Source organism: Roseibium suaedae (genome assembly GCF_900142725.1).
Classification (GTDB): Bacteria; Pseudomonadota; Alphaproteobacteria; order Rhizobiales; family Stappiaceae; genus Roseibium; species Roseibium suaedae.
This window is the reverse complement of sequence record NZ_FRBW01000001.1, coordinates 1463415-1487692: the sequence shown is the minus strand read 5'-3', so window position 1 is coordinate 1487692 and position 24278 is coordinate 1463415. Positions and strand designations below refer to the sequence as shown.

Sequence of the window (24278 nt, the reverse complement as noted above, 5' to 3'; positions counted from 1 at the left end):
ATGCGGCGATCGGGCCTGGCTGAAGCTGCCTAGCCATTGGGATTTCCATTGCCATTGCCACCGGCGTTGCTGCCGCCGCTGTTGCCGTTGCCATTGCCACCGGCATTGCTGCTGCCGCTGTTACCGTTGCCATTGCCACCGGCATTGCTGCCACCGCTGTTGCCGTTGCCATTGCCGCCAGCATTGCTGCTGCCGCTGTTGCCGTTGCCATTGCCGCCAGCATTGCTGCCGCCGCTATTGCCGTTGCCATTGCCACCGGCGTTGCTGCCGCCGCTATTGCCGTTGCCATTGCCACCAGCGTTGTTGCCGCCGCTGTTGCCGTTGCCACCGGCGTTGCTACCGCCGCTGTTGCCGTTGCCATTGCCGCCGGCATTGCTGCTGCCGCTGTTGCCGTTCCCATTGCCACCGGCGTTGCTGCTGCTTGAGTTTCCATTGTCATCACCGGTGCCATCGCGGCTGGCGGAGCGGCTGGTCGCATTCGACGATCTGGAAGAAGACGCTGAGGACGAAGAAGTCGAAGTGGACTGCTTGGCTTCGGCCGCAGTCGCTGGAACATTCGGGACGCTCGGGGTCTGGAATATAGGCGCCTTCTTCGGCCCCGGACGGACAACCGGCTGCACCACGCCCTGCACCTGAAGACCGACAGCTTGGGTGGGATCTGTGGCTGCGCTTTGACCCGCACCAAGATCAGTCTCCTGCCCGGAGGCGAAGTCCTTCACGCCGACGACACCGCGCTCCACGGCGATGTCTGCCCGGGTCTTGCCGACCTTGACTGTAAATTTGGTGCCTTTCACCACGGCAGCCAGAAACGGTGTTTCGACAGCGAAATGGGGACGAGCCTTCCTGGCAACGTCCACGGTCACCGTGCCGGATGTCTGCAGAACCGTCGTGAAGTCTTCACTGCTGCGGTATTGGGAGATGACGAAAGTCGTGTTGGGTCCAACAAGAATGCTTTCCGTCCCCCGCGTCACCATTGCCCGCCCGTTGCGGGTGGCCAGTGTCAGTCCGGGGTCAAGCGCCATGCCGGTCCGGGCGCGATACGGCTCCACACCCGGGGCAACCAAATAGACGGTCCCCGAGACGCGTTGCAGCGACCATCCCTCGGCCAGGCTGAGTGCCGGTGCACTTGTGAGAAGCAGAAAAGCCAACAGAAGCGAGGCGAGACAAGACGCCGGGAAAGAGGCTTTCCCCATCTGAAACCGCGTTGCGGCGGCTCTCTCACACGATCGTGATCCAAGAACACGGCAACCACCTGCGGTCAGTATTCTGGAAACTGCCGTACCACTCCGGGCTATCACTTCGGGACGGGACACGGCTGCTCCAATACACGACCTCTTCCTTGTACCAAATTTACTCTGCAAGATTTAACTACTAGTGAAATATCGGGAATTTCTTTCCTGTCGATCGCTTGGGAATTTCACAGGACTAATTTCGCGCAACCAAAATGCCGAGAGTTTTATTTAACTCCCACCCAGGCTCTCCTTACGGTCCGCAATCCAGGGTTATTACCTAGTCATTTTGTGGACAAAATTTGACATATACCCGCCACTGTTCACCCGTTATGGACGGAACGTCAAATTGCATCCGTCGCGGCATCGATTATGTGAGCTGCGATGGCGCTGGTTGGCAGCGTTCGAATATCCTGTTTCATGAGGACAAACTATGATCCGCATCGCCTCTTCCGCTCTGGCACTTGCCCTCCTCTCCGGCGCAGCCATGGCAGATCCGGTTGCCTATGGCTTTGACAAGTCGCACGCCATTCTCGAGTTCTCGTATAACCACCTCGGCTATTCCACGACGCAGGGCGTCTTCCGGAACTGGGATGGCGAACTGAAGGTCGATCAGGACACCCCGTCCAATTCTTCCGTGAATTTCACCATCGACGTGACCTCGATGGACACGTTCTGGGATGAGCGTAACAAGCACTTCCTCAGTGCCGATTTCTTCGATGTCGAGAAGTTCCCGAAAGCCACCTTCACCAGCACCAGCGTCGAGAAGACCGGTGACAACACCCTGAAGGTGACCGGCGACCTGACCATCAAGGACATCACCAAGCCGGTGACCCTCGATGTGACCGTGACCCAGATGGGCGAGCACCCGATGGCCAAGGTTCCGGCTGCCGGCTTCGACGTCACCGGCGTCATCAAGCGCTCTGACTATGGCATGGACATGTATGTGCCTTATGTCGGCGACGAAGTGACCGTTCACTTCAACACCGAAGCCACTCAGGCCGTAAAGTAACGCTTTTTCCAGCCGGCCAGGCGCCTCCCCGCCTGGCCGGCCGGTTACCGGATTTCTGCTGACTTCCGGAAAGCTGCCTTTTTCGAAGGAAACCCCGATGCTCCGCAATACGCACAGTGGCTACGGCTTGATCGCTATTGTCTTTCACTGGACCATGGCCCTGCTGATCGTCGGCATGCTTGCACTGGGGCTCTACATGTCCACGTTGCCGCCGACCTCCGCCGACGCCTTCAAGCTCTATCAGTTGCACAAGTCGATCGGCTTCGTCGTGCTGGCCCTGGCCATCGTCCGCCTGGCCTGGCGCTTCGCCAATCCGGCCCCCAAGCTGCCGGAAGGCATGAGCGGCATCGAACGGCTGCTTGCCCATCTCGCCCATATCGGCCTTTACGGCCTGATGTTCGCCCTGCCCCTGACGGGCTGGGTCATGGTGTCGGCCTCGCCCTGGAACATTCCGACGATCCTGTTCGACACGGTGCCCGTGCCGCATCTGCCCGTCCCCTCGATCCTGGGTGACAAGCCGACCGCCGAAGCCCTGATGAAGATGCTTCACGAAAACGGCGCATGGCTTTTGATCGCTCTGCTCGTGGCGCATGTCGCTGCCGCGCTCAAGCACCACTTCGTTTCTAGGGACACGACCCTGCAGCGCATGATTTCAACCCGTCCGGCCCGGGCAAACGGCTGAGACGCTTCTTCCCGGCCGGATCATACCCCCGCTTCCGGCCGGTTTGCCCCATGAGGTAACGACATGTTTTTTCCGTTGAATTCCCGCTTCTCCCGCCCGCTTGCCGCTCTGACCATCGCCAGTGCCGCCGCTTTCGCCAATGCCCCGGCCCTGGCCGCGAACTGGACGGTTGATCCGGTCAAAAGCACCATTGGCTTCTCCGTGCCCCAGGGCAACGAGACCATCACCGGCACCTTCAAGGACTGGAGCGCCGAGATCGATTTCGATCCGCAGAACCCGGAAGCTGCCGTGATCAAGGCCGCCATCAAGACCGGCTCTGCGGAAACCGGCAATGGCCAGTTCGACGCCATGCTGCCCTCCGCCGACTGGTTCAATGCCGAAGCCATGCCGGAAGCCACCTTCGAATCCTCGAAGGTCACCGCCCTTGGCGGCGACAGCTACCGGGCAGAAGGCACCGTGACCATCAAGGGCGTCAGCCAGCCTGCCACCCTCGACTTCAAGCTCGAGATCTCCGGCAACACGGCCCATGCCACCGGCACCGCCTCGGTCAACCGCCTGGCCCATGAAGTCGGTGCCGTTGTCGGCACCTCCCAGATCGCCGACACGGTCGCCGTGACCATTGATCTGACGGCAACGGAATAAGCTTTTGAGGGCTTGAGAAGGGCTATCTCGAGACTTCCGTTCCCTTCGACGAAATGAGGCAGCCGGAACGCTTGGCGTGACCGGCTGTTTTCGCGTAAAGAATGCGGCCATAACCTGATGGCGCGCTGCCTCCCGCAGACACGCCCCAATCGCCAGAGCCCATAAAGCCCACCGGAGAGAGCCAGCTCATGAACGCTCCTGTCACGCCGCCCGAATACAAGCACAGCAGCCTGTTTCCCCTTGCCAAGGATGAAACGCCCTATCGCAAGCTGACCTCCGACTATGTGAAGACCGCCGAGTTCAACGGCGAGGAAGTGCTCGTGGTCGAGCGCGAGGGCCTGCGTCTTCTGGCCGAAGAAGCCTTCAAGGACATCAACCATTTCCTGCGCCCTGGCCATCTGGAGCAGCTGCGCAAGATCCTGGACGATCCGGAAGCGACCGAAAACGACAAGTTCGTTGCCTTCGACCTTCTGAAAAACGCGCAGATTTCCTCCCATGGCGTCCTGCCCATGTGCCAGGACACGGGCACGGCCATCGTCATGGGCAAGAAGGGCCGCCGCATCTGGACCGATGGATCCGATGAAGCCGCCCTCGGAGAAGGCGCGCGCGACGCCTATTTCAAGAAGAACCTGCGCTACTCCCAGCTGGCGCCGATTTCCATGTTCGAGGAGAAGAATACCTCCAACAATATGCCGGCCCAGATCGAGCTCTATGCGGAAGGCGAAGACGCCTACAAGTTCCTGTTCATGGCCAAGGGTGGCGGCTCCGCCAACAAGACCTTCCTGTTCCAGGGCACGCCGTCGCTTCTGACCCACGACCGCATGATCGCCTTCCTGAAGGAAAAGATCCTGACGCTCGGCACCGCCGCCTGCCCGCCCTATCACCTGTCCATCGTCATTGGCGGCCCCTCGGCGGAAATGAACCTGAAGACGGTGAAGCTCGGCTCCGCCCGCTATCTCGACGGCCTGCCGACGCAAGGCTCCGAACTCGGCCACGCCTTCCGCGATCTTGAGATGGAAGCCGAGATCCACAAGCTGACCCAGGCGTCCGGCGTTGGCGCCCAGTTCGGCGGCAAGTATTTCTGCCACGACGTGCGCGTCATCCGCCTGCCCCGCCACGGCGCGTCCCTGCCGATCGGCATTGGCGTCTCCTGCTCGGCCGACCGTCAGGCCACCGGCAAGATCACCAAGGACGGCATTTTCCTGGAACAGCTGGAAATGCATCCGGAAAAATACATGCCGGAAGTCACCGACGAGCACCTGTCGGACAATGTGGTCAAGATCGACCTGACCCGTCCGATGAGCGAGATCCTCGGAGAGCTGACCAGGCATCCGATCAAGACCCGCCTGAGCCTCACCGGCCCGCTGATCGTTGCCCGTGACCTGGCCCATTCCAAGCTGCGCGACCGGCTGGAAAAGGGCGAGCCGCTGCCGGACTATATCAAGAACCATCCGGTCTATTACGCAGGCCCCGCCAAGACCCCCGAAGGCATGCCGTCGGGCTCCTTCGGCCCGACCACCGCTGGCCGCATGGATGCCTATGTCGACCAGTTCCAGGCCGCAGGCGGCTCCATGGTGATGCTGGCCAAGGGCAACCGCTCCGCCCAGGTGCGCCGCGCCTGCCAGGCCCACGGCGGCTTCTACCTCGGCTCCATTGGGGGGCCTGCTGCCCGCTTGGCCCAGGACTGCATCAAGTCCGTGGAAGTGGTTGAATATGAAGAGCTGGGCATGGAAGCGGTCTGGAAGATCGAAGTCGAAGACTTCCCCGCCTTCATCGTCGTCGACGACAAGGGCAACGACTTCTTCCAGGAACTGAACCTGGGCTGATGCTCAGCTGAGACTGGCCTTTGAAACTGAAGAAACCCGCTGGCTGAAAGGCTGGCGGGTTTTTCTTTTGGGGGTTTGGGTATCAAAGCCGCTGCATGGACCGATAGGATACGGCACGGACCCCATGGTCAAGCCATGGGGTGACGGATACGGAGGGGGTGGAGCGAGTCGAGAGACTACGAGGACGGAGAAGCGTTGAGGCTTTTCGAAATAGGCGTTTCAGACCCTAGAGACAGTTTGATCCCCTCCCGTTCTTCCGTCATGCCATGGCTCGACCATGGCATCCATGCCGCGACCTCGCCAAACGGTATGGCGTTCAATTGGGACAGGCAATCTGCTCCCTCACCTACTCAAAAGCCGCCCGAGATCAAACCACTCCGGATTGCTCTCCTCAATCAGGTCGATTTTCCAGGACCGCTTCCAGGTCTTGATGGCTTTCTCCCGCGCAATGGCATGGTCTGCGGTGGCATGCTCCTCGTACCAGACCAAGCGCTTGACCTGATACCGGGTGGTGAAGCCAAGCACGCTCTCACTTTGATGCTCGTATAATCTTCGGAGCAGATTGTTGGTGACGCCGGTGTAAAGCGTTCCATTTTTATGGGTTGCGAGAATATAGACCCAGAACTGCCGCGGCATGGACTGATAGGATACGGCATGGACCCCATGGTCAAGCCATGGGGTGACGGATACGGAGGGGGTGGAGCGAGTCGAGAGGCTACGAGGACGGAGAAGCGTTGAGGCATTTCGAAATAGGCGTTTCAGATCCTAATGACAGTTTGATCCTCCCCCTCTCCTCCGTCATGCCATGGCTCGACCATGGCATCCATGCCGTGACCTCGCCAATCGGTATGGCATTCATGTGAGACGAGTCGCTCCCGTATCACCCATTCAAGAACCGCCCCAGATCGAACCACTCCGGATTGCTCTCCTCGATCAGCTCAACCTTCCAGGAGCGCTTCCAGGTCTTGATGGCCTTCTCCCGCGCGATGGCACGGTCTGCCGTGCCGTGCTCCTCGTACCAAACGAGACGCTTGACCTGATATCTGGCGGTAAAACCGGGCACGCTCTCGCTTTGATGCTCATATAACCTTCGAAGCAAATCATTGGTAACGCCCGTGTAAAGTGTTCCGTTTTTATGGGTTGCAAGAATATAGACCCAGAACTGCCTCTGCATATGCCGATAGGATACGGCATGGACCCCATGGTCAAGCCATGGGGTGACGGATACGGAGAGAATGGTGCGAGGCGAGATGCTGCGAGGACGGAGAGCCATAAAGGCTTTTCGAAAAAGGCGCCTCAGATCCTAATGACAGTTTGATCCTCCCCCTCTCCTCCGTCATGCCATGGCTTGACCATGGCATCCATGCCGCGACTTCTCAAAGCCCCCTCACCCTGCCCTCTCCCCAAGGGGGCGAGGGAGTGCGGAGGAAAGGTTGCTGGAGAAGTCTACTCTTTCGATCTGCCGCGCACCTTAGAAGAGACTCTTCAGACCAATCCCCATCACCTCACCTCCGCACAGTACCAGTTCCTCCCTCAGACGTGCCCCAACTCCCTTCTCCCTTGAGGGAGAAGGTGCCCGTAGGGCGGATGAGGGCACCCTTCCAAACTCCCTTCAGTGCTTCAGCACTGCCATGACCAGAACAGTCGGCAAGTGGCGGGCTATCGATCTGAACAAGAGCACCGAATACAGGGAAAAAGCCGCATCGAATACTCGGAAAAACCTATGAATCTGAGGAACCTTGAGGAGTAATTCGCAGAGCCAAAAATCAGATTTTCATAATAACATCATGAATTCCAGAAAGACTAAATAGAGACGCACCTACTCAACTCGACCCTTCGAGCTTCGTCCAAGAAATTGGTCATGGTCAAGATGCTCTTTTGATCATCAAACCCCAACTCCGTTAAACACTCCCAAACGAGGTAAATTCCTTCAATAAATCCATAGAAGTGTTCCTCTCGCAACTCACCAGAAACATCCAAGAATTCACTCAGCGTACTTAAAAGAAGTTTCTTTCGAGAAATCTCACGCTCGCTACCAGAAAATGCAAAACTATCAGACAATTCCGTGCCATCGAATTCATATTCAAATCCAAACACCGAATGGATTACTTTTTCCGAAGCATTTTTCGCCACAATCTGCAATTCTCTTGGCTGAAGATTCTCCAAAGCTTCATCAAGTACTCGTAAAAATTCTTCTTCCTTCATGACCGCCTGCTTTGCAAATTAATTATCAAACTCACACCCATAATACGTGCTGAGAAATAACAGCCGCTTATTACCTCTTCCTGCTTCTACTTATGCAGCACAAACCGTTCCTTTCGTACACCTCACCCAACACGTACTGCACGATAAACCGTACCCGCTTGCGTCTGAACTGCGACGTCAAATTTGCGATCCCGCGGATTTCCACGAGCCTGCCAAAGATCCGCTCGCTGACGCATCACCCCAGTTATAGGAATGGCGAGAAGCATTTTTCCATTTCAGTGTGTTTCGTTGTGAACCTTTAGGTCGCGAACGACACACCTCGACAGACCGGTGAAGAAGACAGTCGGATGAGGGTGTCCTCTTCCGCTCCCCCTCAGTGTTCCAGCACTTCCACAGCCAGAACCGTCGGCAGGTGGCGGGCGATTTCGGTCCAGGTGTCGCCTTCGTCCAGGCTGGCAAAGACCGAGCCGGAGTTGGTGCCGAAGTAAACGCCTGCCGGGTCGCGGCTGTCGCCCGCCATGGCCTGGCGCAATACGGTGAAGAAGCAGCCCTTTTGCGGCAGGCCGTCCCGCAAGGGCTGCCAGCTCTTGCCGCCATCGCGGGAGCGCCAGACAGCAGCGGCGGCATCCGGCGGGAAGCGGCCGATGCTGTCGCCATTGAGCGGCAAGGTCCAGAGCGTATCGGGATCGCGCGGGTGCACCCGGACAGGAAATCCGAAATGGGACGGCAGGCCTTGCGTGATGTCCTCCCAGCTGCGCCCGCCATCGCCGGAGCGCCAGACCCCGTGGTGGTTCTGCTGGTAGAGAAGATCACTGCTGCCGGGCGCTCGCATCATGTTGTGAACGCAGTGGCCCAGCTCGCCGTCGCGGGGTCCTGCCGGATGGCCATGACCGGAGCAGGCAGAGGCATTGGAGAGGCGGTTGCGGCGCTCGAAGCTCTGGCCGCCATCTTCCGTGGCAAAGACGCCGGCCGCCGAAATGCCGATCCAGAGCTTCTTAGAATTGCCCGGATCCGGCACGATGGTGTGCAGCACCAGCCCTGCCCCGCCCGGGTTCCAGTCCTTGGCAGAGGGATGATCCGTCAGCGCCTCAACCGTCTCGAAGGTCGCTCCGCCATCGAGGCTTTTCAGAAGCCGGGCCGGTTTCGTTCCGGCATAGAGCGTTCCGTGAGAGTGGCAGAGCGACCAGACTTGCGAGAAACTGTCGCCATAGGGCATTGGCGTGTCCTGCCAGCCGATCATGGCGGCAAAGTCGGGATCCTTGGCTGCCCAGTCATCCATGGTGCCTTTGGTCAGGCGGGTCACCTGCCAGGTGTCGCCGCCATCTTCTGACCGCCAGACGCCGGCGCCCTGCCAGTCCCCGCCCCCGCCAGCCCAGATGGTGCCGGTTTCAGGGTCGCCAGCCAGATGGTTGATCGGCCAGCCATCACAGAACGGGCCGGAGACATCCCAGCCGGACCTGTCTGCGCCGCCTTTCAGCAGAAAGGCCCCCTTTGTGGTTCCAACCAGAACCGTCACATTGCCAGCCGCCATCGCGCCCTCCTCCGCCCATCCTACCCAGGCCCTTCACGCAAGGGTAGATTAGCATGAAGGCAACCAGGGCACGAGTGAGCGTTGAAGCGGCATCAAGGCAAAAGAGGCGTTTCCGCCTCCGGGCGCATCTGTTTCAGGCTGCCGCCCGCGCTTCGCGGAAGGAGACCAGGCGGCGGGCGCTTTCGTCCCAAAGGGCAAGCTTGACGCATTTGAAGCTGTCCCTGAGCGTGATGCGGCTCATGTCCTGCAGCTCGGGATGATCGCGCAGCACTTCCGGCAGACGGTAGAACGGGATTTTCGCCGCCAGATGATGGACGTGATGAATGCCGATATTGCCGGAAATCCAGCGCAGAACCACCGGAAGATCATAGTGGGAACTGCCATGAAGGGCGGCATGCGGGAAGGTCCACTCGTCCTGATCCGACCAGTGCGTATCCTCGAACTGGTGCTGGATATAGAACAGCCAGACCCCGGCGCTGGCGGCCATCAGCGTGACCGGCACCTGCACCAGAAGGAAAGGCCCAAGGCCGATCATCCAGACAAGAGCGACCACTGGCAGGGCGATCCCCAGATTGGTGGCGATGGTCGAGACCCAGGGCTGCGCCCCAGCGCTCATCAGACCGAAAGGCAGCCGGTACTGGCATATGAAAAGCCACGCAGGACCGAGACCGAACATGACCAGCGGGTGCCGGTAGAGCCGGTAACCCAGGCGGCCCCAGCGCGACAGGGCCTGATATTCCCGGACAGTCAGCGTGTCGACATCCCCGACCCCGCGCCGGTCCAGATTGCCTGCAGAAGCGTGATGAACCGCATGGGTCCGGCGCCAGTAGTCATAGGGCGTGAGCGTGAAGACACCGATGATGCGGCCGGTCCAGTCGTTGAGGCCCCGATAGGAAAACAGGGACCCATGGCCGCAGTCATGCTGCAGGATAAAGAGCCGGACCAGGAAGCCGGCAGCAGGCACCGTCAGCAGCAAACCCCAATAGTGGCCGTGCAAGACAGCAAAGGCCGCCAGCGCCCAAAGCGCGGCGAAGGGGATGGCGGTGATGGCGATTTCCAAAGCGCTGCGCACCGGATCCGGCTGACGGTACTGCGCCAGAACAGCAGCCCAGGCTCTCGCGTCCGTTTTCGCTGCGGCGGTTTCCTCATCAACCGTACGTCTAACGGCTGCGGCCGCGCCCGATCTCGTCATTCCGTCTCCACTCATTTCTTGCGCGCCGGAGCGCAGCAGCCCATTTTACGGGCGTCTTGAATTAAATTCAGCGCATAAGCAAAAGGCCGGAGCAGTGCCCCGGCCTTTCGATCATCTCAAGGATTCAGGCCAGAATGATGCCGGCCAACAAACCCGAAATGGAAGTATTAGACTGCAGAGAGGTTGTCTGCAGCGGACTTGCCCGAACGGCGGTCCTGAACAACTTCGAAGGAGACCTTGTCGCCTTCGTTCAGGGTGCGCATGCCGGAGCGCTCAACTGCGGAGATGTGAACGAACACGTCTGCGCCGCCGTCTTCCGGCTGAATGAAGCCAAAGCCCTTGGTGGTGTTGAAGAACTTGACGGTACCGATAGCCATAACGATTTCCTTTCAATCGGTCATATGGGAATGCCACCAGCAGTTTGCATAGCAGCGGTTAGTCTCGACGTTGATAGGAAGATCGTGTAGTTCGCGAGAACGCGCAGTAACAAAGTTCATCAAACAAAATCGATAATTTCCTATAACCGCAACGCCTTTGACAAGCAACCGAAATCATCACAGGACGCGTAAATATTTTTTAAATAAAATTATCCGGTTCTGCAATTTTGTTTCACAAAAGCCTATCTAAAAGTCAGAACCCATCCATAAGGCCACAATGATCGCCCTGTTTTCAGCGCCCTGCCACAAAACAGTCCTTCGTCCCTCACCTGCAAGACCTAGGGCTAGGACCCAGCCTTTGGCCCGTTTCTGCGGAGAACGTGAAGAGTTTTGCCAGGAAACCATCCGGGACGGAAAGAGGAAGGGGCTTGCATGAAAAGGCCTGCCCGGCTCAAAGTCTGCGGCACGGGCTCATGCCCCCTTAAAGATAAAGGACGCAGGCCCCCTGCCTGCACCGCACGAACAACACCTTCTCGATGGAACACCCCATGCAAGCGCCCGATGATGCAGAAGCCCGCCGGCAGATCGCCCCTGTCATCTGCTATCCGACAGATACCCTGCCCCGGCCCGACCTCAGCCTCTATGGGAGCGCCAGAACCGGCGCGGTCAAGACTGGTGAAGTGATTGTGCCGCCGCGCGAGGCGGCGAGCATCGAAATACCGGCCGGGCATTTCCTGCGCATCACCAGCATCGAAGGCCCGCAGGTCGGCGACCTCAATCTCTTTGCCAGTGCCAATCTGGACGAGCGATTCTATTCCGGAAAGACACGGGCGCTGAACGGCACCCACGTGACCACCGGCGATCAGCTCTGGTCGAGTTTTCCTTACATGCGACCAATGGCGACTATCGTTGAGGATACGCTGGACTGGTACGGAATGGACCCCTTTGGCGGGTCGGTCCATGACGTGATCGGCACGCGCTGCGATCCCTATACAGGCCAGGTTCTGCGCGGCACTCAGTATCATCACTGCTGCCATTCAAACCTGACGCGGGCCCTTTCGGACGCGCGCGGCCTGCCGCTTCAGGAAGCCGAAGCACGGGTGCATGATGTGCTGAATGTTTTCATGTGCACCGGCTTCACCCGGGATACCGGCCAGTATTTCATGAAAGCCAGCCCGGTGCGTCCGGGAGACTATCTGGAACTCTTCGCGGAAATCGATCTGCTCGCCGTCATGAGCGCCTGCCCGGGCGGCGATTGCAGCGCGGAGCACACCAGCGATGTGGCAAGTTGCCATCCGATGCTTATGGAAGTGTTCCGGCCCGAGCCGGGGAAACTTGAGGGCTGGTCCGAGCCGCCCGTCAACGCCTATGACCGCAGTCACGGACGCTAGAAGCTCTCTCCGCGCGAAGGCCTGACGGCCTTTGCCGGAAAGGATATGCCGGATCAACTGGGCAATTCAGTTGCCCAAATCAGGTGCCCAGTTCAGTGACCGAGATCAATTGGAAGCAACGATCGTCGAAACCGGCCAGCCGGTGCAGGAGGTGGTGTCTGCGCCGGAGACACAGCGGATCTTGCGGGGCTTTACATCCGACAGACTGATTTTCGCGTCACCCTTGGTAGCCTTGACCGTCACGGTGGCCGGCGCGTCGCCCTTCGGGGCGCCAGCGTCAGACTGCACGGATGCGGCAGCCGCGACATGGCCTGCATCGGACGGGGTTGCGGTCTCTACGGCATAGCCTGCGCCTGCAACGGCAATGCCGAGACACAGCATCCAGGGGCGAAGGGTCGTCAGGGTCTTGTAGGTCATCTTCATTGTTCAGTACCTCCACCCAGTTAACGCGGGTTAAGGAGTTTGGTTCCATTCCGGCATGACAAAGGAAGCGCAAGACCCTTTCGGGGCTCAGGTTTTGGCCGTTGCCGCCTGCTCCCAATCCTTGATGTCCTTGAAGCGCAGACAGGGAACAGCGGCAGGAATGCAATTGACTGGCCTGACAAAAAAGAGGCCTGACCTTTCGGCCAAGCCTCCCTTTCAGACCCGCAAACTGCCGGCTGGATCTCAGTCCAGAGCCGTGCGCAGCTGGATCTCGCTGATGGAAACCGCGAGGTTGAAGCCGGTCTGAGCGGTAACGCTGATCGGCTGCAGGGCCATGGTCTGAGTGGAGCCGCCCACCAGGATGTTGGTGCCGACGCCCGCGCCGACGGTTGCCTCCGCAGTCACCCCTCCATAGTCACCCGCAAGCGCGCCGGGCGCCAGCTCATCGGCCGTCGGCGCCAGAACCGCCCAGGACAGGACACCGCCCGTGGTCGTGCCGATATCGATGCCGTATTTCTGGATCACGCCGAAATAGGGTTCCGGCTCACGATCCTTGTTGGTGGGAGTGAAGGTACAGGAAAGCTGCTTGGTGGAGCCGAAGACGAAACCCGTTCCACCCTCGACAGCACAATCGAGCACCCCCGCCTCGACCCGCTTCGGGCCGGTGATCTGCTTGGCGGCCTGCGCACTGACTTCCGACGACGCGAAAGCAAGGCCGGCAAGAGCCAGAGCAGAACCGCACAGGAGCGTGCGAAGAGATTTTGCAGGGGTGAGCATGTGAGACCCTTTCCAGGAGGTCGGAGGCAGACACGGAAGGGAAGTTCCGGTTGCCTCGAGAAATGCATTCGCAGGAGCAGATATATCCAGCGCCCGCGCTGCCGTCATCTGCTTCGGAAGTCCCCGGAGCAATAACAGTCACAAGCGGTAACGCCGCAAGAAGGCGCAAGGTTCCAGGTCAACCTGCCCTACCCCTCACCGCGGGAGCTCCGGATGCACTCTGCCAGGGACGGCGCAGAGACCATTTCACGATGCTTTATATATAGGGCCTCAGGACAGCTGCTCGAATACAGCCGTTCGAGACCTCGGGAGAAGACCGGCGAAAGCTGGAGCTGCCCCCCCCCCCTCCCCATCACTCCAGGACGCACCCTGCCAGCGCCGGCCAGTGGCAAAACCGCTTGCTGCCGCCGCACGCCATCGGGATTTCGCCGGGCGGCAGGCTCAAGGCGGACAGGACCTAGACTGGAGCGGATAGACCCAAGTCCGGAATGACGGAAAGCCCCAGGCTTTGAGCGGATGCAGCAGATTGAAGGTTCCAGGCAGGACGCGGCATTTCGGCTGGGCGCAGAACCGTTGCTCAAAAAATCTTGAACGAAAAGGTGAACGCGCCGGAACCTTTTCGCGAGCCTGCCGTTATCTCAGTATCCGCAGGCTGCGCTGCACGGTTGAGCTTCCAACTTTCCCCGTAGAGCGCAGCCCATATACCACTCGGATATACGAGGAGACTATAACATGATCCGGAAGCTTCTTGCTACTACTGCTTTGACCGCCGCATTTGCTGTGGGTACGGCCTTCGCTGATGATGCTGCAACCAGCACCACGAAGACGCCGGATCAGCCTGCGCCGGTCTTCAATTCCCAGATGAACACCCAGACGCCGAATGAAAACAACATCAACGGCTATCTGAAGCGCAGCGCCAATGAAGTTCTGGCTTCCAGCCTGATCGGCAAGTCCATTTACAACGGCGTTGGCGAGAATGCCGAAGCCGTGGGTGACGTGAACGACATCGTCATGTCCCAGGACGGCCGCGCTGAAGCGGTTGTGATCGGCGTCGGCGGTTTCCTGGGTGTTGGCGAAAAGTGGGTGGCCGTGTCCTTTGACCGCCTGGCCATGTCCAAGGTCGAAGGTGAAACCTGGCTGACGATTAACAGCACCAAGGAAGAGCTGGAACAGGCTCCGCCGTTCGACAAGAGCATGATCGAAGGTGAAACTGCCGACACTGCCGCCGTGACCACCTCGTCCGATACCAATGTGGCAATGACCGACAGCACCGCGACCGCTCCGGCTCCGGCTGACACCACCACCGCAATGCCGGCTGACACCACCACGTCTGCCGACCAGCCGATGGATGCCGACACTTCGGCAACCGTGACCGCTGATGCGAGCAAGGACCTGACCGGTTCGGAGTCCATGGAAGACATGGCGCCGGTTGATACCGCCGATCTGTCCGCCGACGAGCTGCTTGGCAGCGCCGTGGTTGGCAGCAACGAAGAAGCCCTGGGTGAAGTCAGCGACGTTCTGCTGGCAGCCAATGGTGAAAACGTGACGGCCTATATCGTCGACGTTGGTGGCTTCCTGGGTGTTGGCGAGAAGAAGATGGCTTTCGCTGCCGATGGCCTGAAGATCTACAAGGACACCTCTGGCGAGATGCACATCTACACCAACGCCACCAAGTCCTCGCTCGAAGCCAAGCCGGAATTCACCGAGCAGGCCTATGAAGCAAACCCGGACACGATCCTGGTTCAGTAATGGCCTGGTTCAGTAACAGTCTGGTTCAGTAACGACCAGGTTCAGTGAAGACGGAGGGAGATGCCCCTGATGGGGTGCCTCCCGGCCTGATCGGGGCTCCATCCCGAATGTGACCCGACCGGAATTGGCAAGACCTCAGGCGCTCAGCATCTGAGGTCTCCCCCGGGAGCCGTACTCCCAGCCGTTCCTGACGAACTTGGCATGACGAACTCGGCCTGACTGAGCCAACATGTCCAACCAAGTGACCAAAACCTTGAAGGAGGAACCCATCATGGCTTCCCAATCTGCACAGACCGCTACTGCAAATGGCCGCGACAAGGCTGTGGCCGCTTCCGCCGCCGACATCGAAGAGCGCATGGAAAAGCTGCGCGGCGACATCGTTCTCCTGACCGAAGCCGTTTCCAGCTTCGGCTCCGCTAAGTCCGGCCAGGTCAAGGACCGGGCAGCTGAAAAGGTCGATGCCATGCGGGCAATGAGCGAAGACGCTCTCGACACGCTGCGTGCCGAATTCCGCAATCTGGAAAAGGGCACCCGCAAGCAGATCCAGACCAACCCGCTGCAGGCCGTGGCTGTTGCCGCCGGCGTTGGCTTCCTCGCCGCCCTCCTGCTGAGGAAGTAACATGCAGGCCCTCGCATCCCTGGCGGCAGCCGCTGCCACCCAGGAGGCCAAAACGATGTTCCGCCGGTTCCGGCGGAACATCGTTCTCATGTCGATTGCCGGCCTATTCGGACTGACCGCCTATGTTCTTCTGATCGTCGCGGGCGTCTACAGTCTCTGGATGCAAACGGGCAGCATGCTGGAGGCCTCCCTCCTGGCTGCGGCGGGCTTTGTCTTCGCGGCCCTTGTTCCCTTCGCAGTGATGCGTTTCATCACCTGGCGCGAGGAAAAGCGCCTGGCCAAGTTGCGCCGGGCCCGCATGCTGGCAACCACGGCGGCCATCGGCCTGTTGCCGCGTTTGCTCGGTTCCAAGACCGGTCTGGCTGCAGCGGCTGCAGGCGTCTTCGCCTTCTACATGATGAACCGGTCATCGGATGACGACAGCGCGTGATGCGAAAGTTTTCCGGAACCACCTGGACGATCTGAACGTTAACCTCTCAAGCAAGTCATAAAAGAAAAAGAAGAAAAAGCCTTCCGGCTTTGCGGCTTGTCTTTCCCGAAACCCCGACACGAAAAGAAAGATGGAGAGCATCAAATGGCAAATGTTTCCGCAGTTCTGAAACCGAAGACCCAGGACGAAACCATCGACACGGGTCTGACCGCAGCCTACCGCGAGGAGATGGCGGAGAAACTGTCCGCAATTCTCGCCTCGACCTACAAGTTGACCATCAAGAGCCACATCTATCACTGGAATGTGGTGGGACCGCTGTTCAAGCCGCTGCATGAGCTGACCGAAGAACACTATGGCGCGCTGTTTGGCGCGACAGACATCATTGCAGAGCGCATCCGCGCCCTTGGCCATCTCGCCCCGGCGAAACTTGGTGAAGCCGCCCAGTTCGCGCCCAAGGCATCCGAGGTGAACAAGAAGAGCGCCGAGGACATGGTCAATGACCTGATCGCGGATCATGAAACGGCGGTCAAGGCCATGCGCAAGGCAGCGGCCGATGCCGGTGACGCAGATGACGTTGTCACCGAAGACATGCTGACCGCCCGCCTCACCTTCCACGAAAAGGCCTTGTGGATGCTGCGCGCGATCGTTGCGCACTGAAGCCATCCACGGGCCCAACCCAAGGAGATTTTGTCATGACAGGAACAGTCAGAGACGAGATCGCAAAGCTTCTGAAGGATGGCAGCCGCAGCAAGGAGGACCGGATTTCCGATCTCCTGACCCTGCGCTCCGATGCAAGAGCCCTTCAGCGCGCCGCAACCGAGAGCCCAATGGGCGGTGAGGACAAGTCTTCCGACCTGAGGGAAATCGACCTTGCCCTCGAAAAGCTCGGCCATGGCGATGCCTTGAAGGCCGCTGACGAGGACAACGCAGCAACCCTTTGAAGCCCGAAAAAATCTGCAGAGCCGCCGGAACTCTCCGGCGGCTTTTTGCTGTGACAAAGGCCTAAGCCCAGGAACCTGTGCTCCGAAGAGAAAACCCTTGTCATCCCCGCGAAGGCGGAGATCCTGATGTCCCCAGCACCACCTTCCCTAAGGGCATCACAATCCGCAGCAAACCGTCGTTTTTCGTTTCCCAAATGGCAGAGTTTATGTGTAAGATTTCTACGGACTGAAACGTCACACTCACCCTGCCAATTTGGACTGTGCTTGCCATGAATACGCGAGTACTTATTATCGACCGTACCTACCTGGTCGCCATGGATGTCGAGAACATCCTGAAAAGTTCCATGGCTTGCGATGTGTCCATTGGCACGCCGGAGTCCCTTGAAGATCATCTCAGGGACCAGAGTTACACTGCCGTTATCCTGGAATCCGACGCTTTCGGCACCGCACTTGCTGAAGCCGTCAATGCGATCCTGATGGCAGGCGCCGCTCTCATCTTCCTGACGACCAACTCGGCATTCATGGGCGGCATTCCGGGGCAGGAGCGCTATCCGGTTCTGCTGAAGCCCTTCAGCGACCATCAGCTTAAGACGATTGTCGCCGGGCTCTTTGCGCCCCTTTCCGCTCCAGCCGCCTGACATCAGGACCCACTATCCGATCTCCTGTGTGCAGATCAGCTAACTGGCTGGCGCGGCAATCTTTCAGACAAAACAAAAAGGCCGCCTGCACTTGCAAGCGGCCTCTTTTGTTCGACAATTCGGCTTTAGTCGCCGGCTTTTCAGGCCATCGCTCCACGATGGATCACGGAGGCGCTTTCCGCATCCGGTCCGAAATCATTTTCATTTGTAATGGAGAGAATATCCTGGAGAGCATTTCTGGCGCGGTTGACCCGGCTCTTGATGGTGCCGGTGGCGCATCCGCAGATGTTGGCGGCCTCCTCATAGGAGAAGCCGGAAGCGCCGATCAGAATGATCGCTTCGCGCTGGTCTTCCGGAAGCTGGCTTAGCGCCTCCCGGAAATCCTGCAGATCGAGCGCCCCATACTGACCCGGATGAACGGCCAGCTGGCTCGTAAAGGTTCCGTCCGGATCAGACACTTCGCGTCCGCGCTTGCGCATCTGGCTGTAGAACTCGTTACGGAGAATGGTGAACAGCCACGCTTTCATGCTGGTTCCCATGGTGAAGCTTTCCTGCTTCGCCCAGGCCTTCATGATGGTGTCCTGAACAAGGTCGTCAGCCCGGTCGGGTTGACCAACCAGCGAAACGGCGAATGCTCTGAGGCTCGGCAGAGCCTCAAGCATTACGCGCTTGAAACTGGGAGACTGATCAGACTTCGTCATTTCTTGGCGGCCTTTTCAGCTTCATCAAGCTTTTCAAGAAGGTCGAGGAATTTCTCGGGAATACCGTCATTCTGTATAGAGACGTAATATTCCCGGAGTTTTTCCGAGACGGTGTCTGCTGCCCCCCCTTTCGGGCGGCCGAGCATTCCTGCTGAGGTTTCTTCCTTCATTTCCATGCACCAGCTAATTTTGTTCGGTTTCAACGCGGATCATAATCTTCAAACGTACGACCGAAAAAAAAGTTCCAGACAGACGGAACTTTTTTTCAAGACACCCGTTATCAAGGTCATAAGCCAACTTCTTGGACTACGGAGTTCAATTCATGTCTCTCTCGACCCGCATCGCGCCCCAACTTCCTTATCTGCGGAGATACGCCCGTGCGGTAACTGGATCCCAGACTTCGGGGGACGCGTATGTTACCGCTACACTTGAAGCCCTTATCGCTGATGTTTCCGCATTTCCTGAGGAATCCAGCGACCGGGTCTCCCTCTACAAACTGTTCTCCAAGCTGTTTGGTTCCACGAATATCGAAATTGGAGAAATCGACTCTCCTTTCGCGTGGGAACGCCGGGCAGCCGAAAACCTGTCCCGTATCCCGGCGAAGAACCGGCAGGCTTTCCTGCTTCTGTCCGTTGAAGGTTTCAACCAGGAAGAAGTCGCCGCCATTCTTGATGTCAGCGAGGCAGAGGTTTCCAGGCTGATCGACGATGCCGTTCAGGAGATCTCCCGCCAGGTGGCGACCGAGATCCTGATCATCGAGGATGAGCCGCTGATCGCCATGGACATCGAGCAGATGGTGGAAGGCCTCGGCCACACGGTCTCCGGCATCGCACGCACGCACAAGGAAGCCATCGAGCTGTTCGAACGCTCTTCGCCGAAGATGATCCTCGCGGACATCCAGCTTGCCGACGGCAGCTCGGGCATCGATGCGGTGAACGACATCCTGAAGACGGCAACCATTCCGGTCATCTTCATCACGGCCTTCCCGGAGCGTCTGTTGACCGGTGAGCGACCAGAGCCGGCGTTCCTGGTCACCAAGCCCTTCAACCCGGACATGGTCAAGGCCCTGATCAGTCAGGCCCTTTTCTTCAACGCAACCGCAGAGGCAGCTTAAAGAAAAATTTTAGCGAGCAGAAAAGGAACCAATTCGCGTGACCGGCGTTTTCCTTACATCAATACTCAAGGAGACGACCCATGCTTTACTACGCTCTTGTGTTTCTTGTTGTTGCGATCGTGGCTGCTTTCTTCGGCTTCGGCGGTATTGCCGGGACTTCTGCCGGTATCGCACAGATTCTGTTCTTCTTGTTCCTTGTGTTCTTCGTTATCTCGCTGATTACCGGAATTGTACGCAGGTAATGAAGAACGGCACTTCGGACACCACCGTGGGCGCTTCCCAGTGAAGCGCCCACGCGGGCGTTCAGATAACCGTTTTCATTGAGGGAAAACACGTGGCAGGTCGGCTTACATGGCACCGGACTAGTCAGTCTGATGAAGAGCTTCGCGAATACCTTATTCTTGCCCTTCTGCGCTCGCGCGCTTGCGTCACATTTCAGGACGCGCAACTCGACTATCACTATATCGCAAACCTCCCCGAAACCTGGAAACTGTCGCCGGGCCAGATGCCCTCTGACATGGTCATTTTCGGAGAAGCTCTTGGCAGTCAGCTGAATGAGCTGAAGCGGCTTGCGCTGGAGACCGGCGAACAGCAGCGCCAGGAAGTCCAGATCGAGAGCGACAAGTTCTTCGAATTTCACATCGAAGACATTTCCTCGAAAAATGGTCAGCATCAGATCATGACGACCATTGTCGACATGAGCGAGATCCGGCGCAGGGAAAAGGTGCTGAAGGTGCTTCTGCGCGAAGTCAGCCACCGCTCCAAGAATCTGCTTGCGATCATTCAAAGCATCGCAACCCAGACGGCACGCAGCTCCACGTCGCTGGACCATTTCCTGACAAAGTTCCGGGGACGGATCTTCTCCCTCTCACAGTCGCAGGATCTTGTCACGGATTCCAACTGGCGCGGGGCCTATCTGCATGACCTCATCCGCGATCAGGTCGCCCGTTACCAGCAGAACGACAAGCCTGCGGTTCGCGTCGCCGGACTGAACATCCTGCTGTCACCCAATGCGGCCCTGCACATCGGTCTTGCCCTGCACGAACTGATGGTCAATGCGGTCAGTGCCAGCCACGCCATGGCGGCCGGCAAAACCATCGACATCAGGTGCGAGATCACGCCGGATGGCAATGCGGAACTGTCATGGAACGAGCCTGCGGATCTGTCGCCGGAAGCGCCGCCACTACCCCGCGAGATCAATCCGCGCAGCTTCGGCAGCACCGTCCTTGAACGCGTAGTTCCCGCGTCGGTCAGCGGAACCAGCCGCTACAGGATCGATGAGGAAGGCGTGGAATACGTGCTGAGCTTCCCCTTGAGCGACGAAAACGTGTCTGAAGAGGCGCGCTACAGCTAGCGCTTGAGCTCCCCTTCACGTGCAGAAGGCACGGAAGCCGGAAGATGGAGGAGTGATCTGATGAACCTTCCCCCCAAATGCCAATCAGGCGCCCGCCATGAGACGGAACGCCTGATCAGTGAGATGGGTCAGAACCCGGTGGGAAGCCGCTTAGTGGCGGTTCAGCCAGAGGTCGATTTCCTTTTCAGCTTCTTCCTCGGCCTTGCCGTAGCGCTCCTGAATAAGACCGGAGAGCTGCTTGCGCTTGCCTGCAATCACATCCAGTTCGTCGTCCGTGAGCTTGCCCCACTTTTCCTGAACCTTACCGCGAAACTGATCCCAGTTCCCTTCAATCTGATTCCAGTTCATGACTGTCTCCTTGTTCTTCGAGAGCGTCTCATTCCGCTCGCAAGGTAAACGTGCTGACCTGGAAAAGGGTTCCAGAAAAATGACAGGCGGTCTGCGTCCGGCCGCAAATCCCCCGGATTTCCAAGGACAAAATTTGGACGCGCATAACCACTACCCTCCGTTTCGCAAGGGGCATCACTGCCCTATGCTGAACGACCAGAAGATGAGCTGACACCCAATTCCGATTGGCTTTCGAGGAACCTGCCAAGTGAAGAAATACATGCCCATGCTGGCATTTGTCATTGTGTCCGCCATTGGCCTGGCCATGACATATCTCATCTTCGAGGCGGAGACCTCCGCAGAGAACACAAGGTTCGCATCCATTGCCACCGAGGCGGTCGACCGTATCCGCCAGAAGGCCGATCAGAACCTGTCTGTCATTGCCGCCACCCATTCGTTCCTCAACACCAATGGCGCCTCCGTTTCCCGCAAGGAGTTCCAGACCTTCGCCATGGGCCTGGTGGTCAACAGCCATGTGTCCGGCATTCAGGGCATCGGCTTTGCCCAGCTGATCAAAACGGGTGACGAAATCAGCGCGGAACGGAACCTGCGCCAGAATTACGACTTCACCGCCCATATCTGGCCGGACAGCGATCAGGCGTTCCGCACGCCGATCACCCTGCTCGAGCCGCAGGATGCACGCAATCAGGCTGCCCTTGGCTATGACATGTTCAGCGAGCCGATCCGCCGGGCAGCCATGGAGGCCGCGGCCTCCGTCGGCAAGATGCAGGCCTCTGCTCCCGTCGAACTGGTTCAGGAAATCACCGAAGACAAGCAGCCGGGCTTTCTCGCCTATATGCCGCTGTTCACCCCGAGCGAGATGATGCAGGGCGAACCGGGCGATGGAAAATTCGGCTCCATCGCAGGCTTCGTCTATGCGCCGTTCCGGGCGGGCGACCTGCATCAGGTGGCCCTGTCACGGCCGACGCCCGTCTCGGTTCTGGTCGAAACCATAGACACGACGGCAGGCGGATCACAGCTTCTGTTCCGCTCCGAAGGCTTCGAGGAACGCCTGGAAGAAGCTCAGAACGTCCTGAAGGAAACCATCGATGTCGCCGGCCGCCAATGGTCCGTGTCTGTGATCGAGGCCTTCCCCTCCAGCCACACCTTGCTCTATTGGCGAACCCTGATCCTCGGGACAGTCTCCCTGCTCTTTGCTGCGGCCCTTGCCGTTTCCATCCGGGCCCAGATGAAGACCTCGGCAGCGACCCAGGAACTGAATCAGGTCGCCCAGAAGACAATTGAGGAAAAGGATCTGATGCTTCAGGAGATGAAGCACCGGATCAAGAACTCCATTGCCCGTATTCTGGCCATGGCGCGCCAGACCTCCAATTCCTCGGAGAACCTCGAGGAATTCACCACCTCCTTCACCGCACGGCTACAGGCCATGGCCAATGCCCAGGATCTGTTGACCCGCTCGAAGTGGGAAAGTGCGGATCTGAAGACCCTGCTGACCCAGGAACTGGAGCAGGTCTTCGGCAATGATTCAGAGCAGATGGAAGTCGGTGGCCCGAAGGTCAGGCTGGACGAGCGGGCGACCCATGCCCTGGGTCTCGTGTTCCATGAGCTGGCCACCAATGCGATGAAATACTCGAGCATCTTCGAGGAAGGTGGCAGCCTCTCCATTACCTGGAACACCGTGCGCCGGGACAAGGAGACCTGGCTGGAGCTGAGCTGGGTGGAGGTCTCTGCCAATGCAGTTCCCAAGCCGAGCAGCAAGGGCTTCGGTTCACGGCTGATCGATGCCTCGATCCGCGGCGAGCTGCGCGGCAACATCCAGCATGATTTCGGGCCGACCGGCCTCAAGATCCGGATCGCGCTGCCCTTGCCAAAGCCCAAGCGCAAGAAAGCCCCTTCCGCGTAGTCAGAAGGCCGCATTTCTGCAGGTTTCCGGCTCTTTATCGTGAGGTGCACGGAACTCCCTCCCCGTTCAAACGTTAACGGATCAAAGGGGGAATTCCATGCACCATCCCAAGTCGCTCATTCTGGCCCGTCCGGCCCAAATTCATCCGGTGAAGGCCCATCTTGGGACGGCTGCCTCGATTTCGACGATCGTGATTGGCATCGGGGCCTTGTGCGTGATCCTGATCGAGGCGCAGGCCATCCTTGCCCCCGTGGTGCTCGCGGTCGTGATCGGGCTGATGTTCGGCCCGCTCGCCGACCGGATCGAACGGTTCGGCATTTCTCCCTGGCTCTCCGGAGCCATCGTCCTTGCCGTTTTCCTGACCCTCATCAGCCTGGCGATCACCGGCTTTGCCGTTCCGCTGTCAGACTGGATCAGCAAGATCCCCCTGATCTGGAACCGGGTTCAGGTGGAACTGGCAAACTGGCAGGGCGTGATCAAGTCGGTCGGCGCCTTGCAGGACCAGATAAAGTCCCTCGCCGGATCGGACGCGAAGATGTCGGTAACGCTGGACGACTCCACCTCGGTCAGTGACGTTGCCCTGCTGGCCCCGGCCATCGCAAGCCAGCTCGGTATCTTCCTCGCCAGCCTCTATTTCTTCATTTCCACCCGGCACAACATCCGGGTCACGATCCTGACGCTCTGCATGAGCCGGAAGATGCGCTGGCGCGCTGCTCACATCTTCCGGGACGTGGAGCACTATGTCTCCCACTACCTGCTGCAGATCACCGGCATCAACCTGCTCATGGGAGCGACCCTTGCGCTGCTGCTCTGGCTGGCGGGCGTGCCGTCTGCGCTCATGTGGGGTCTTCTTGCCTGCACGCTGAACTATGTGATCTATATCGGTCCGGCGGTGATGGTCGCCGTCATGCTGGGTGTTGGCCTGGCAACCGCCCACACGAGCCTCGGCATCTTCATTCCCCCGGCGATCTACCTGGGCCTGAACGTGCTGGAATCCCAGGTCGTCACCCCGCATGTGCTCGGCAGATCGATGGAGATCAATCCCTTCATCATCTTCCTGTCGCTCGTGTTCTGGATCTGGATCTGGGGTCCGATCGGCGGTTTCATCGCCGTGCCCTCCCTCCTCGTCCTCATGACGACGTTCAAGAACATCCGTCACATGATGTTCTGAGCACCTGATCACTCAACGAAAAA

28 protein-coding genes are annotated in these 24278 nt (G+C 58.8%); 16 read left to right on the top strand and 12 right to left on the bottom strand.

Annotated features, from left to right (window positions below; genetic code table 11):
* Positions 1–29 precede the first annotated feature (29 nt).
* A complete protein-coding gene (locus BUA94_RS06710) occupies positions 30–1022 on the bottom strand; it encodes a FecR domain-containing protein (protein WP_208979983.1) in 993 nt (330 codons plus the stop codon).
* Between the two features lie 640 nt (positions 1023–1662).
* Here BUA94_RS06710 and BUA94_RS06705 point away from each other — a divergent pair.
* From BUA94_RS06705 to BUA94_RS06690, 4 genes are all read left to right on the top strand, one after another.
* The gene (locus BUA94_RS06705) at positions 1663–2241 is read left to right on the top strand and encodes a YceI family protein (RefSeq protein ID WP_073010368.1); all 579 of its coding nucleotides are present in this window, start codon (positions 1663–1665) and stop codon (positions 2239–2241) included.
* Positions 2242–2338: 97 nt separating this feature from the next.
* Entirely contained in the window at positions 2339–2923 is a 585-nt protein-coding gene (locus BUA94_RS06700) for a cytochrome b (RefSeq protein ID WP_073010365.1), read from the top strand.
* Positions 2924–2986: 63 nt separating this feature from the next.
* A complete protein-coding gene (locus tag BUA94_RS06695; RefSeq protein WP_073010362.1) occupies positions 2987–3565 on the top strand; it encodes a YceI family protein in 579 nt (192 codons plus the stop codon).
* A gap of 188 nt (positions 3566–3753) precedes the next feature.
* A complete protein-coding gene (locus BUA94_RS06690; RefSeq protein WP_073010359.1) occupies positions 3754–5391 on the top strand; it encodes a fumarate hydratase in 1638 nt (545 codons plus the stop codon).
* A 342-nt stretch (positions 5392–5733) separates the two neighbouring features.
* Here the strand turns inward: BUA94_RS06690 and BUA94_RS06685 are convergent, their stop codons facing one another.
* From BUA94_RS06685 to BUA94_RS06660, 6 genes are all read right to left on the bottom strand, one after another.
* Positions 5734–6027 carry a GIY-YIG nuclease family protein gene (locus tag BUA94_RS06685; protein WP_073010356.1) on the bottom strand — a complete coding sequence of 98 codons (294 nt, stop codon included), beginning with the start codon at positions 6025–6027 and terminating at the stop codon, positions 5734–5736.
* A 244-nt stretch (positions 6028–6271) separates the two neighbouring features.
* Positions 6272–6565 carry a GIY-YIG nuclease family protein gene (locus BUA94_RS06680; protein WP_073010353.1) on the bottom strand — a complete coding sequence of 98 codons (294 nt, stop codon included), beginning with the start codon at positions 6563–6565 and terminating at the stop codon, positions 6272–6274.
* Between the two features lie 629 nt (positions 6566–7194).
* Complete coding sequence (locus BUA94_RS06675) at positions 7195–7596, bottom strand: hypothetical protein (RefSeq protein WP_073010350.1); 402 nt, start codon at positions 7594–7596, stop codon at positions 7195–7197.
* A 373-nt stretch (positions 7597–7969) separates the two neighbouring features.
* Positions 7970–9127 carry a WD40/YVTN/BNR-like repeat-containing protein gene (locus tag BUA94_RS06670; RefSeq protein WP_073010348.1) on the bottom strand — a complete coding sequence of 386 codons (1158 nt, stop codon included), beginning with the start codon at positions 9125–9127 and terminating at the stop codon, positions 7970–7972.
* Between the two features lie 133 nt (positions 9128–9260).
* Entirely contained in the window at positions 9261–10319 is a 1059-nt protein-coding gene (locus tag BUA94_RS06665) for a fatty acid desaturase (protein ID WP_073010345.1), read from the bottom strand.
* Positions 10320–10486: 167 nt separating this feature from the next.
* The gene (locus tag BUA94_RS06660; protein WP_073010343.1) at positions 10487–10696 is read right to left on the bottom strand and encodes a cold-shock protein; all 210 of its coding nucleotides are present in this window, start codon (positions 10694–10696) and stop codon (positions 10487–10489) included.
* Positions 10697–11244: 548 nt separating this feature from the next.
* On the opposite strand from BUA94_RS06660, the gene BUA94_RS06655 reads away from it, so the two are divergent.
* Positions 11245–12087, top strand: coding sequence for an urea carboxylase-associated family protein (locus BUA94_RS06655; RefSeq protein WP_073011132.1), 843 nt, complete (start codon positions 11245–11247; stop codon positions 12085–12087).
* A 105-nt stretch (positions 12088–12192) separates the two neighbouring features.
* On the opposite strand, the gene BUA94_RS06650 is transcribed toward BUA94_RS06655, so the two are convergent.
* Together BUA94_RS06650 and BUA94_RS06645 are read right to left on the bottom strand one after the other, a co-directional pair.
* Positions 12193–12510, bottom strand: a complete 318-nt coding sequence (locus BUA94_RS06650; protein WP_073010340.1) for a hypothetical protein — start codon at positions 12508–12510, stop codon at positions 12193–12195.
* A 243-nt stretch (positions 12511–12753) separates the two neighbouring features.
* The gene (locus tag BUA94_RS06645; RefSeq protein ID WP_084081831.1) at positions 12754–13287 is read right to left on the bottom strand and encodes a DUF992 domain-containing protein; all 534 of its coding nucleotides are present in this window, start codon (positions 13285–13287) and stop codon (positions 12754–12756) included.
* Between the two features lie 732 nt (positions 13288–14019).
* On the opposite strand from BUA94_RS06645, the gene BUA94_RS06640 reads away from it, so the two are divergent.
* The 6 genes from BUA94_RS06640 (at position 14020) to BUA94_RS06615 (ending at position 17664) form a co-directional block, all read left to right on the top strand.
* Entirely contained in the window at positions 14020–15036 is a 1017-nt protein-coding gene (locus tag BUA94_RS06640) for a PRC-barrel domain-containing protein (RefSeq protein ID WP_084081733.1), read from the top strand.
* 271 nt (positions 15037–15307) lie between these two features.
* A complete protein-coding gene (locus BUA94_RS06635; RefSeq protein WP_084081829.1) occupies positions 15308–15655 on the top strand; it encodes an ElaB/YgaM/YqjD family protein in 348 nt (115 codons plus the stop codon).
* A gap of 1 nt (position 15656) precedes the next feature.
* Positions 15657–16085 (top strand): hypothetical protein, encoded by a 429-nt coding sequence (locus BUA94_RS06630; protein WP_073010333.1) that lies wholly within the window; start codon positions 15657–15659, stop codon positions 16083–16085.
* A gap of 144 nt (positions 16086–16229) precedes the next feature.
* On the top strand, positions 16230–16742 hold the full coding sequence (locus tag BUA94_RS06625; RefSeq protein ID WP_073010331.1) for a Dps family protein: 513 nt from the start codon (positions 16230–16232) through the stop codon (positions 16740–16742).
* A 35-nt stretch (positions 16743–16777) separates the two neighbouring features.
* The gene (locus BUA94_RS06620) at positions 16778–17026 is read left to right on the top strand and encodes a hypothetical protein (RefSeq protein WP_073010329.1); all 249 of its coding nucleotides are present in this window, start codon (positions 16778–16780) and stop codon (positions 17024–17026) included.
* Between the two features lie 269 nt (positions 17027–17295).
* Positions 17296–17664 (top strand): response regulator, encoded by a 369-nt coding sequence (locus BUA94_RS06615; protein WP_139251026.1) that lies wholly within the window; start codon positions 17296–17298, stop codon positions 17662–17664.
* Positions 17665–17804: 140 nt separating this feature from the next.
* Here the strand turns inward: BUA94_RS06615 and BUA94_RS06610 are convergent, their stop codons facing one another.
* The gene (locus BUA94_RS06610; protein ID WP_073010325.1) at positions 17805–18365 is read right to left on the bottom strand and encodes an RNA polymerase sigma factor; all 561 of its coding nucleotides are present in this window, start codon (positions 18363–18365) and stop codon (positions 17805–17807) included.
* Complete coding sequence (locus BUA94_RS23550; RefSeq protein WP_235860452.1) at positions 18362–18535, bottom strand: NepR family anti-sigma factor; 174 nt, start codon at positions 18533–18535, stop codon at positions 18362–18364. The genes BUA94_RS06610 and BUA94_RS23550 overlap by 4 nt, the downstream gene beginning before the upstream one ends.
* A 152-nt stretch (positions 18536–18687) precedes the next feature.
* Here BUA94_RS23550 and BUA94_RS06600 point away from each other — a divergent pair, with 152 nt between their 5' ends.
* The 3 genes from BUA94_RS06600 (at position 18688) to BUA94_RS06590 (ending at position 20833) form a co-directional block, all read left to right on the top strand.
* Positions 18688–19479: a response regulator gene (locus BUA94_RS06600; RefSeq protein WP_073010321.1), complete on the top strand. Its 792-nt coding sequence runs from the start codon at positions 18688–18690 to the stop codon at positions 19477–19479.
* An 80-nt stretch (positions 19480–19559) separates the two neighbouring features.
* Positions 19560–19721 carry a DUF1328 domain-containing protein gene (locus BUA94_RS06595; RefSeq protein WP_073010320.1) on the top strand — a complete coding sequence of 54 codons (162 nt, stop codon included), beginning with the start codon at positions 19560–19562 and terminating at the stop codon, positions 19719–19721.
* A 92-nt stretch (positions 19722–19813) separates the two neighbouring features.
* Complete coding sequence (locus tag BUA94_RS06590) at positions 19814–20833, top strand: sensor histidine kinase (RefSeq protein WP_073010318.1); 1020 nt, start codon at positions 19814–19816, stop codon at positions 20831–20833.
* 150 nt (positions 20834–20983) lie between these two features.
* Here BUA94_RS06590 and BUA94_RS06585 read toward each other — a convergent pair whose 3' ends face one another.
* Positions 20984–21181: a CsbD family protein gene (locus BUA94_RS06585; RefSeq protein ID WP_073010316.1), complete on the bottom strand. Its 198-nt coding sequence runs from the start codon at positions 21179–21181 to the stop codon at positions 20984–20986.
* Between the two features lie 247 nt (positions 21182–21428).
* Between BUA94_RS06585 and BUA94_RS06580 the strand changes: the two genes are divergently transcribed.
* Together BUA94_RS06580 and BUA94_RS06575 are read left to right on the top strand one after the other, a co-directional pair.
* Positions 21429–23084: a CHASE domain-containing protein gene (locus BUA94_RS06580; protein WP_073010314.1), complete on the top strand. Its 1656-nt coding sequence runs from the start codon at positions 21429–21431 to the stop codon at positions 23082–23084.
* Positions 23085–23181: 97 nt separating this feature from the next.
* Positions 23182–24255, top strand: coding sequence for an AI-2E family transporter (locus BUA94_RS06575; RefSeq protein ID WP_073010312.1), 1074 nt, complete (start codon positions 23182–23184; stop codon positions 24253–24255).
* The last annotated feature ends 23 nt before the right edge of the window (positions 24256–24278 follow it).

Bases quoted from the DNA above. Each gene is read 5' to 3' on its own strand.
- BUA94_RS06670 (WP_073010348.1), bottom strand. From the start codon at position 9,127: ATGGCGGCTGGCAATGTGACGGTTCTGGTTGGAACCACAAAGGGGGCC.
- BUA94_RS06640 (WP_084081733.1), top strand. From the start codon at position 14,020: ATGATCCGGAAGCTTCTTGCTACTACTGCTTTGACCGCCGCATTTGCT.
- BUA94_RS06620 (WP_073010329.1), top strand. From the start codon at position 16,778: ATGACAGGAACAGTCAGAGACGAGATCGCAAAGCTTCTGAAGGATGGC.
- BUA94_RS06665 (WP_073010345.1), bottom strand. From the start codon at position 10,319: ATGACGAGATCGGGCGCGGCCGCAGCCGTTAGACGTACGGTTGATGAG.
- BUA94_RS06630 (WP_073010333.1), top strand. From the start codon at position 15,657: ATGCAGGCCCTCGCATCCCTGGCGGCAGCCGCTGCCACCCAGGAGGCC.
- BUA94_RS06680 (WP_073010353.1), bottom strand. From the start codon at position 6,565: ATGCAGAGGCAGTTCTGGGTCTATATTCTTGCAACCCATAAAAACGGA.
- BUA94_RS06655 (WP_073011132.1), top strand. From the start codon at position 11,245: ATGCAAGCGCCCGATGATGCAGAAGCCCGCCGGCAGATCGCCCCTGTC.
- BUA94_RS06705 (WP_073010368.1), top strand. From the start codon at position 1,663: ATGATCCGCATCGCCTCTTCCGCTCTGGCACTTGCCCTCCTCTCCGGC.
- BUA94_RS06650 (WP_073010340.1), bottom strand. From the start codon at position 12,510: ATGAAGATGACCTACAAGACCCTGACGACCCTTCGCCCCTGGATGCTG.
- BUA94_RS06700 (WP_073010365.1), top strand. From the start codon at position 2,339: ATGCTCCGCAATACGCACAGTGGCTACGGCTTGATCGCTATTGTCTTT.
- BUA94_RS06690 (WP_073010359.1), top strand. From the start codon at position 3,754: ATGAACGCTCCTGTCACGCCGCCCGAATACAAGCACAGCAGCCTGTTT.
- BUA94_RS06595 (WP_073010320.1), top strand. From the start codon at position 19,560: ATGCTTTACTACGCTCTTGTGTTTCTTGTTGTTGCGATCGTGGCTGCT.
- BUA94_RS06625 (WP_073010331.1), top strand. From the start codon at position 16,230: ATGGCAAATGTTTCCGCAGTTCTGAAACCGAAGACCCAGGACGAAACC.
- BUA94_RS06710 (WP_208979983.1), bottom strand. From the start codon at position 1,022: ATGGCGCTTGACCCCGGACTGACACTGGCCACCCGCAACGGGCGGGCA.
- BUA94_RS06610 (WP_073010325.1), bottom strand. From the start codon at position 18,365: ATGACGAAGTCTGATCAGTCTCCCAGTTTCAAGCGCGTAATGCTTGAG.
- BUA94_RS06695 (WP_073010362.1), top strand. From the start codon at position 2,987: ATGTTTTTTCCGTTGAATTCCCGCTTCTCCCGCCCGCTTGCCGCTCTG.
- BUA94_RS06635 (WP_084081829.1), top strand. From the start codon at position 15,308: ATGGCTTCCCAATCTGCACAGACCGCTACTGCAAATGGCCGCGACAAG.
- BUA94_RS06685 (WP_073010356.1), bottom strand. From the start codon at position 6,027: ATGCCGCGGCAGTTCTGGGTCTATATTCTCGCAACCCATAAAAATGGA.
- BUA94_RS06585 (WP_073010316.1), bottom strand. From the start codon at position 21,181: ATGAACTGGAATCAGATTGAAGGGAACTGGGATCAGTTTCGCGGTAAG.
- BUA94_RS06660 (WP_073010343.1), bottom strand. From the start codon at position 10,696: ATGGCTATCGGTACCGTCAAGTTCTTCAACACCACCAAGGGCTTTGGC.
- BUA94_RS06615 (WP_139251026.1), top strand. From the start codon at position 17,296: ATGAATACGCGAGTACTTATTATCGACCGTACCTACCTGGTCGCCATG.
- BUA94_RS23550 (WP_235860452.1), bottom strand. From the start codon at position 18,535: ATGAAGGAAGAAACCTCAGCAGGAATGCTCGGCCGCCCGAAAGGGGGG.
- BUA94_RS06575 (WP_073010312.1), top strand. From the start codon at position 23,182: ATGCACCATCCCAAGTCGCTCATTCTGGCCCGTCCGGCCCAAATTCAT.
- BUA94_RS06675 (WP_073010350.1), bottom strand. From the start codon at position 7,596: ATGAAGGAAGAAGAATTTTTACGAGTACTTGATGAAGCTTTGGAGAAT.
- BUA94_RS06645 (WP_084081831.1), bottom strand. From the start codon at position 13,287: ATGCTCACCCCTGCAAAATCTCTTCGCACGCTCCTGTGCGGTTCTGCT.
- BUA94_RS06600 (WP_073010321.1), top strand. From the start codon at position 18,688: ATGTCTCTCTCGACCCGCATCGCGCCCCAACTTCCTTATCTGCGGAGA.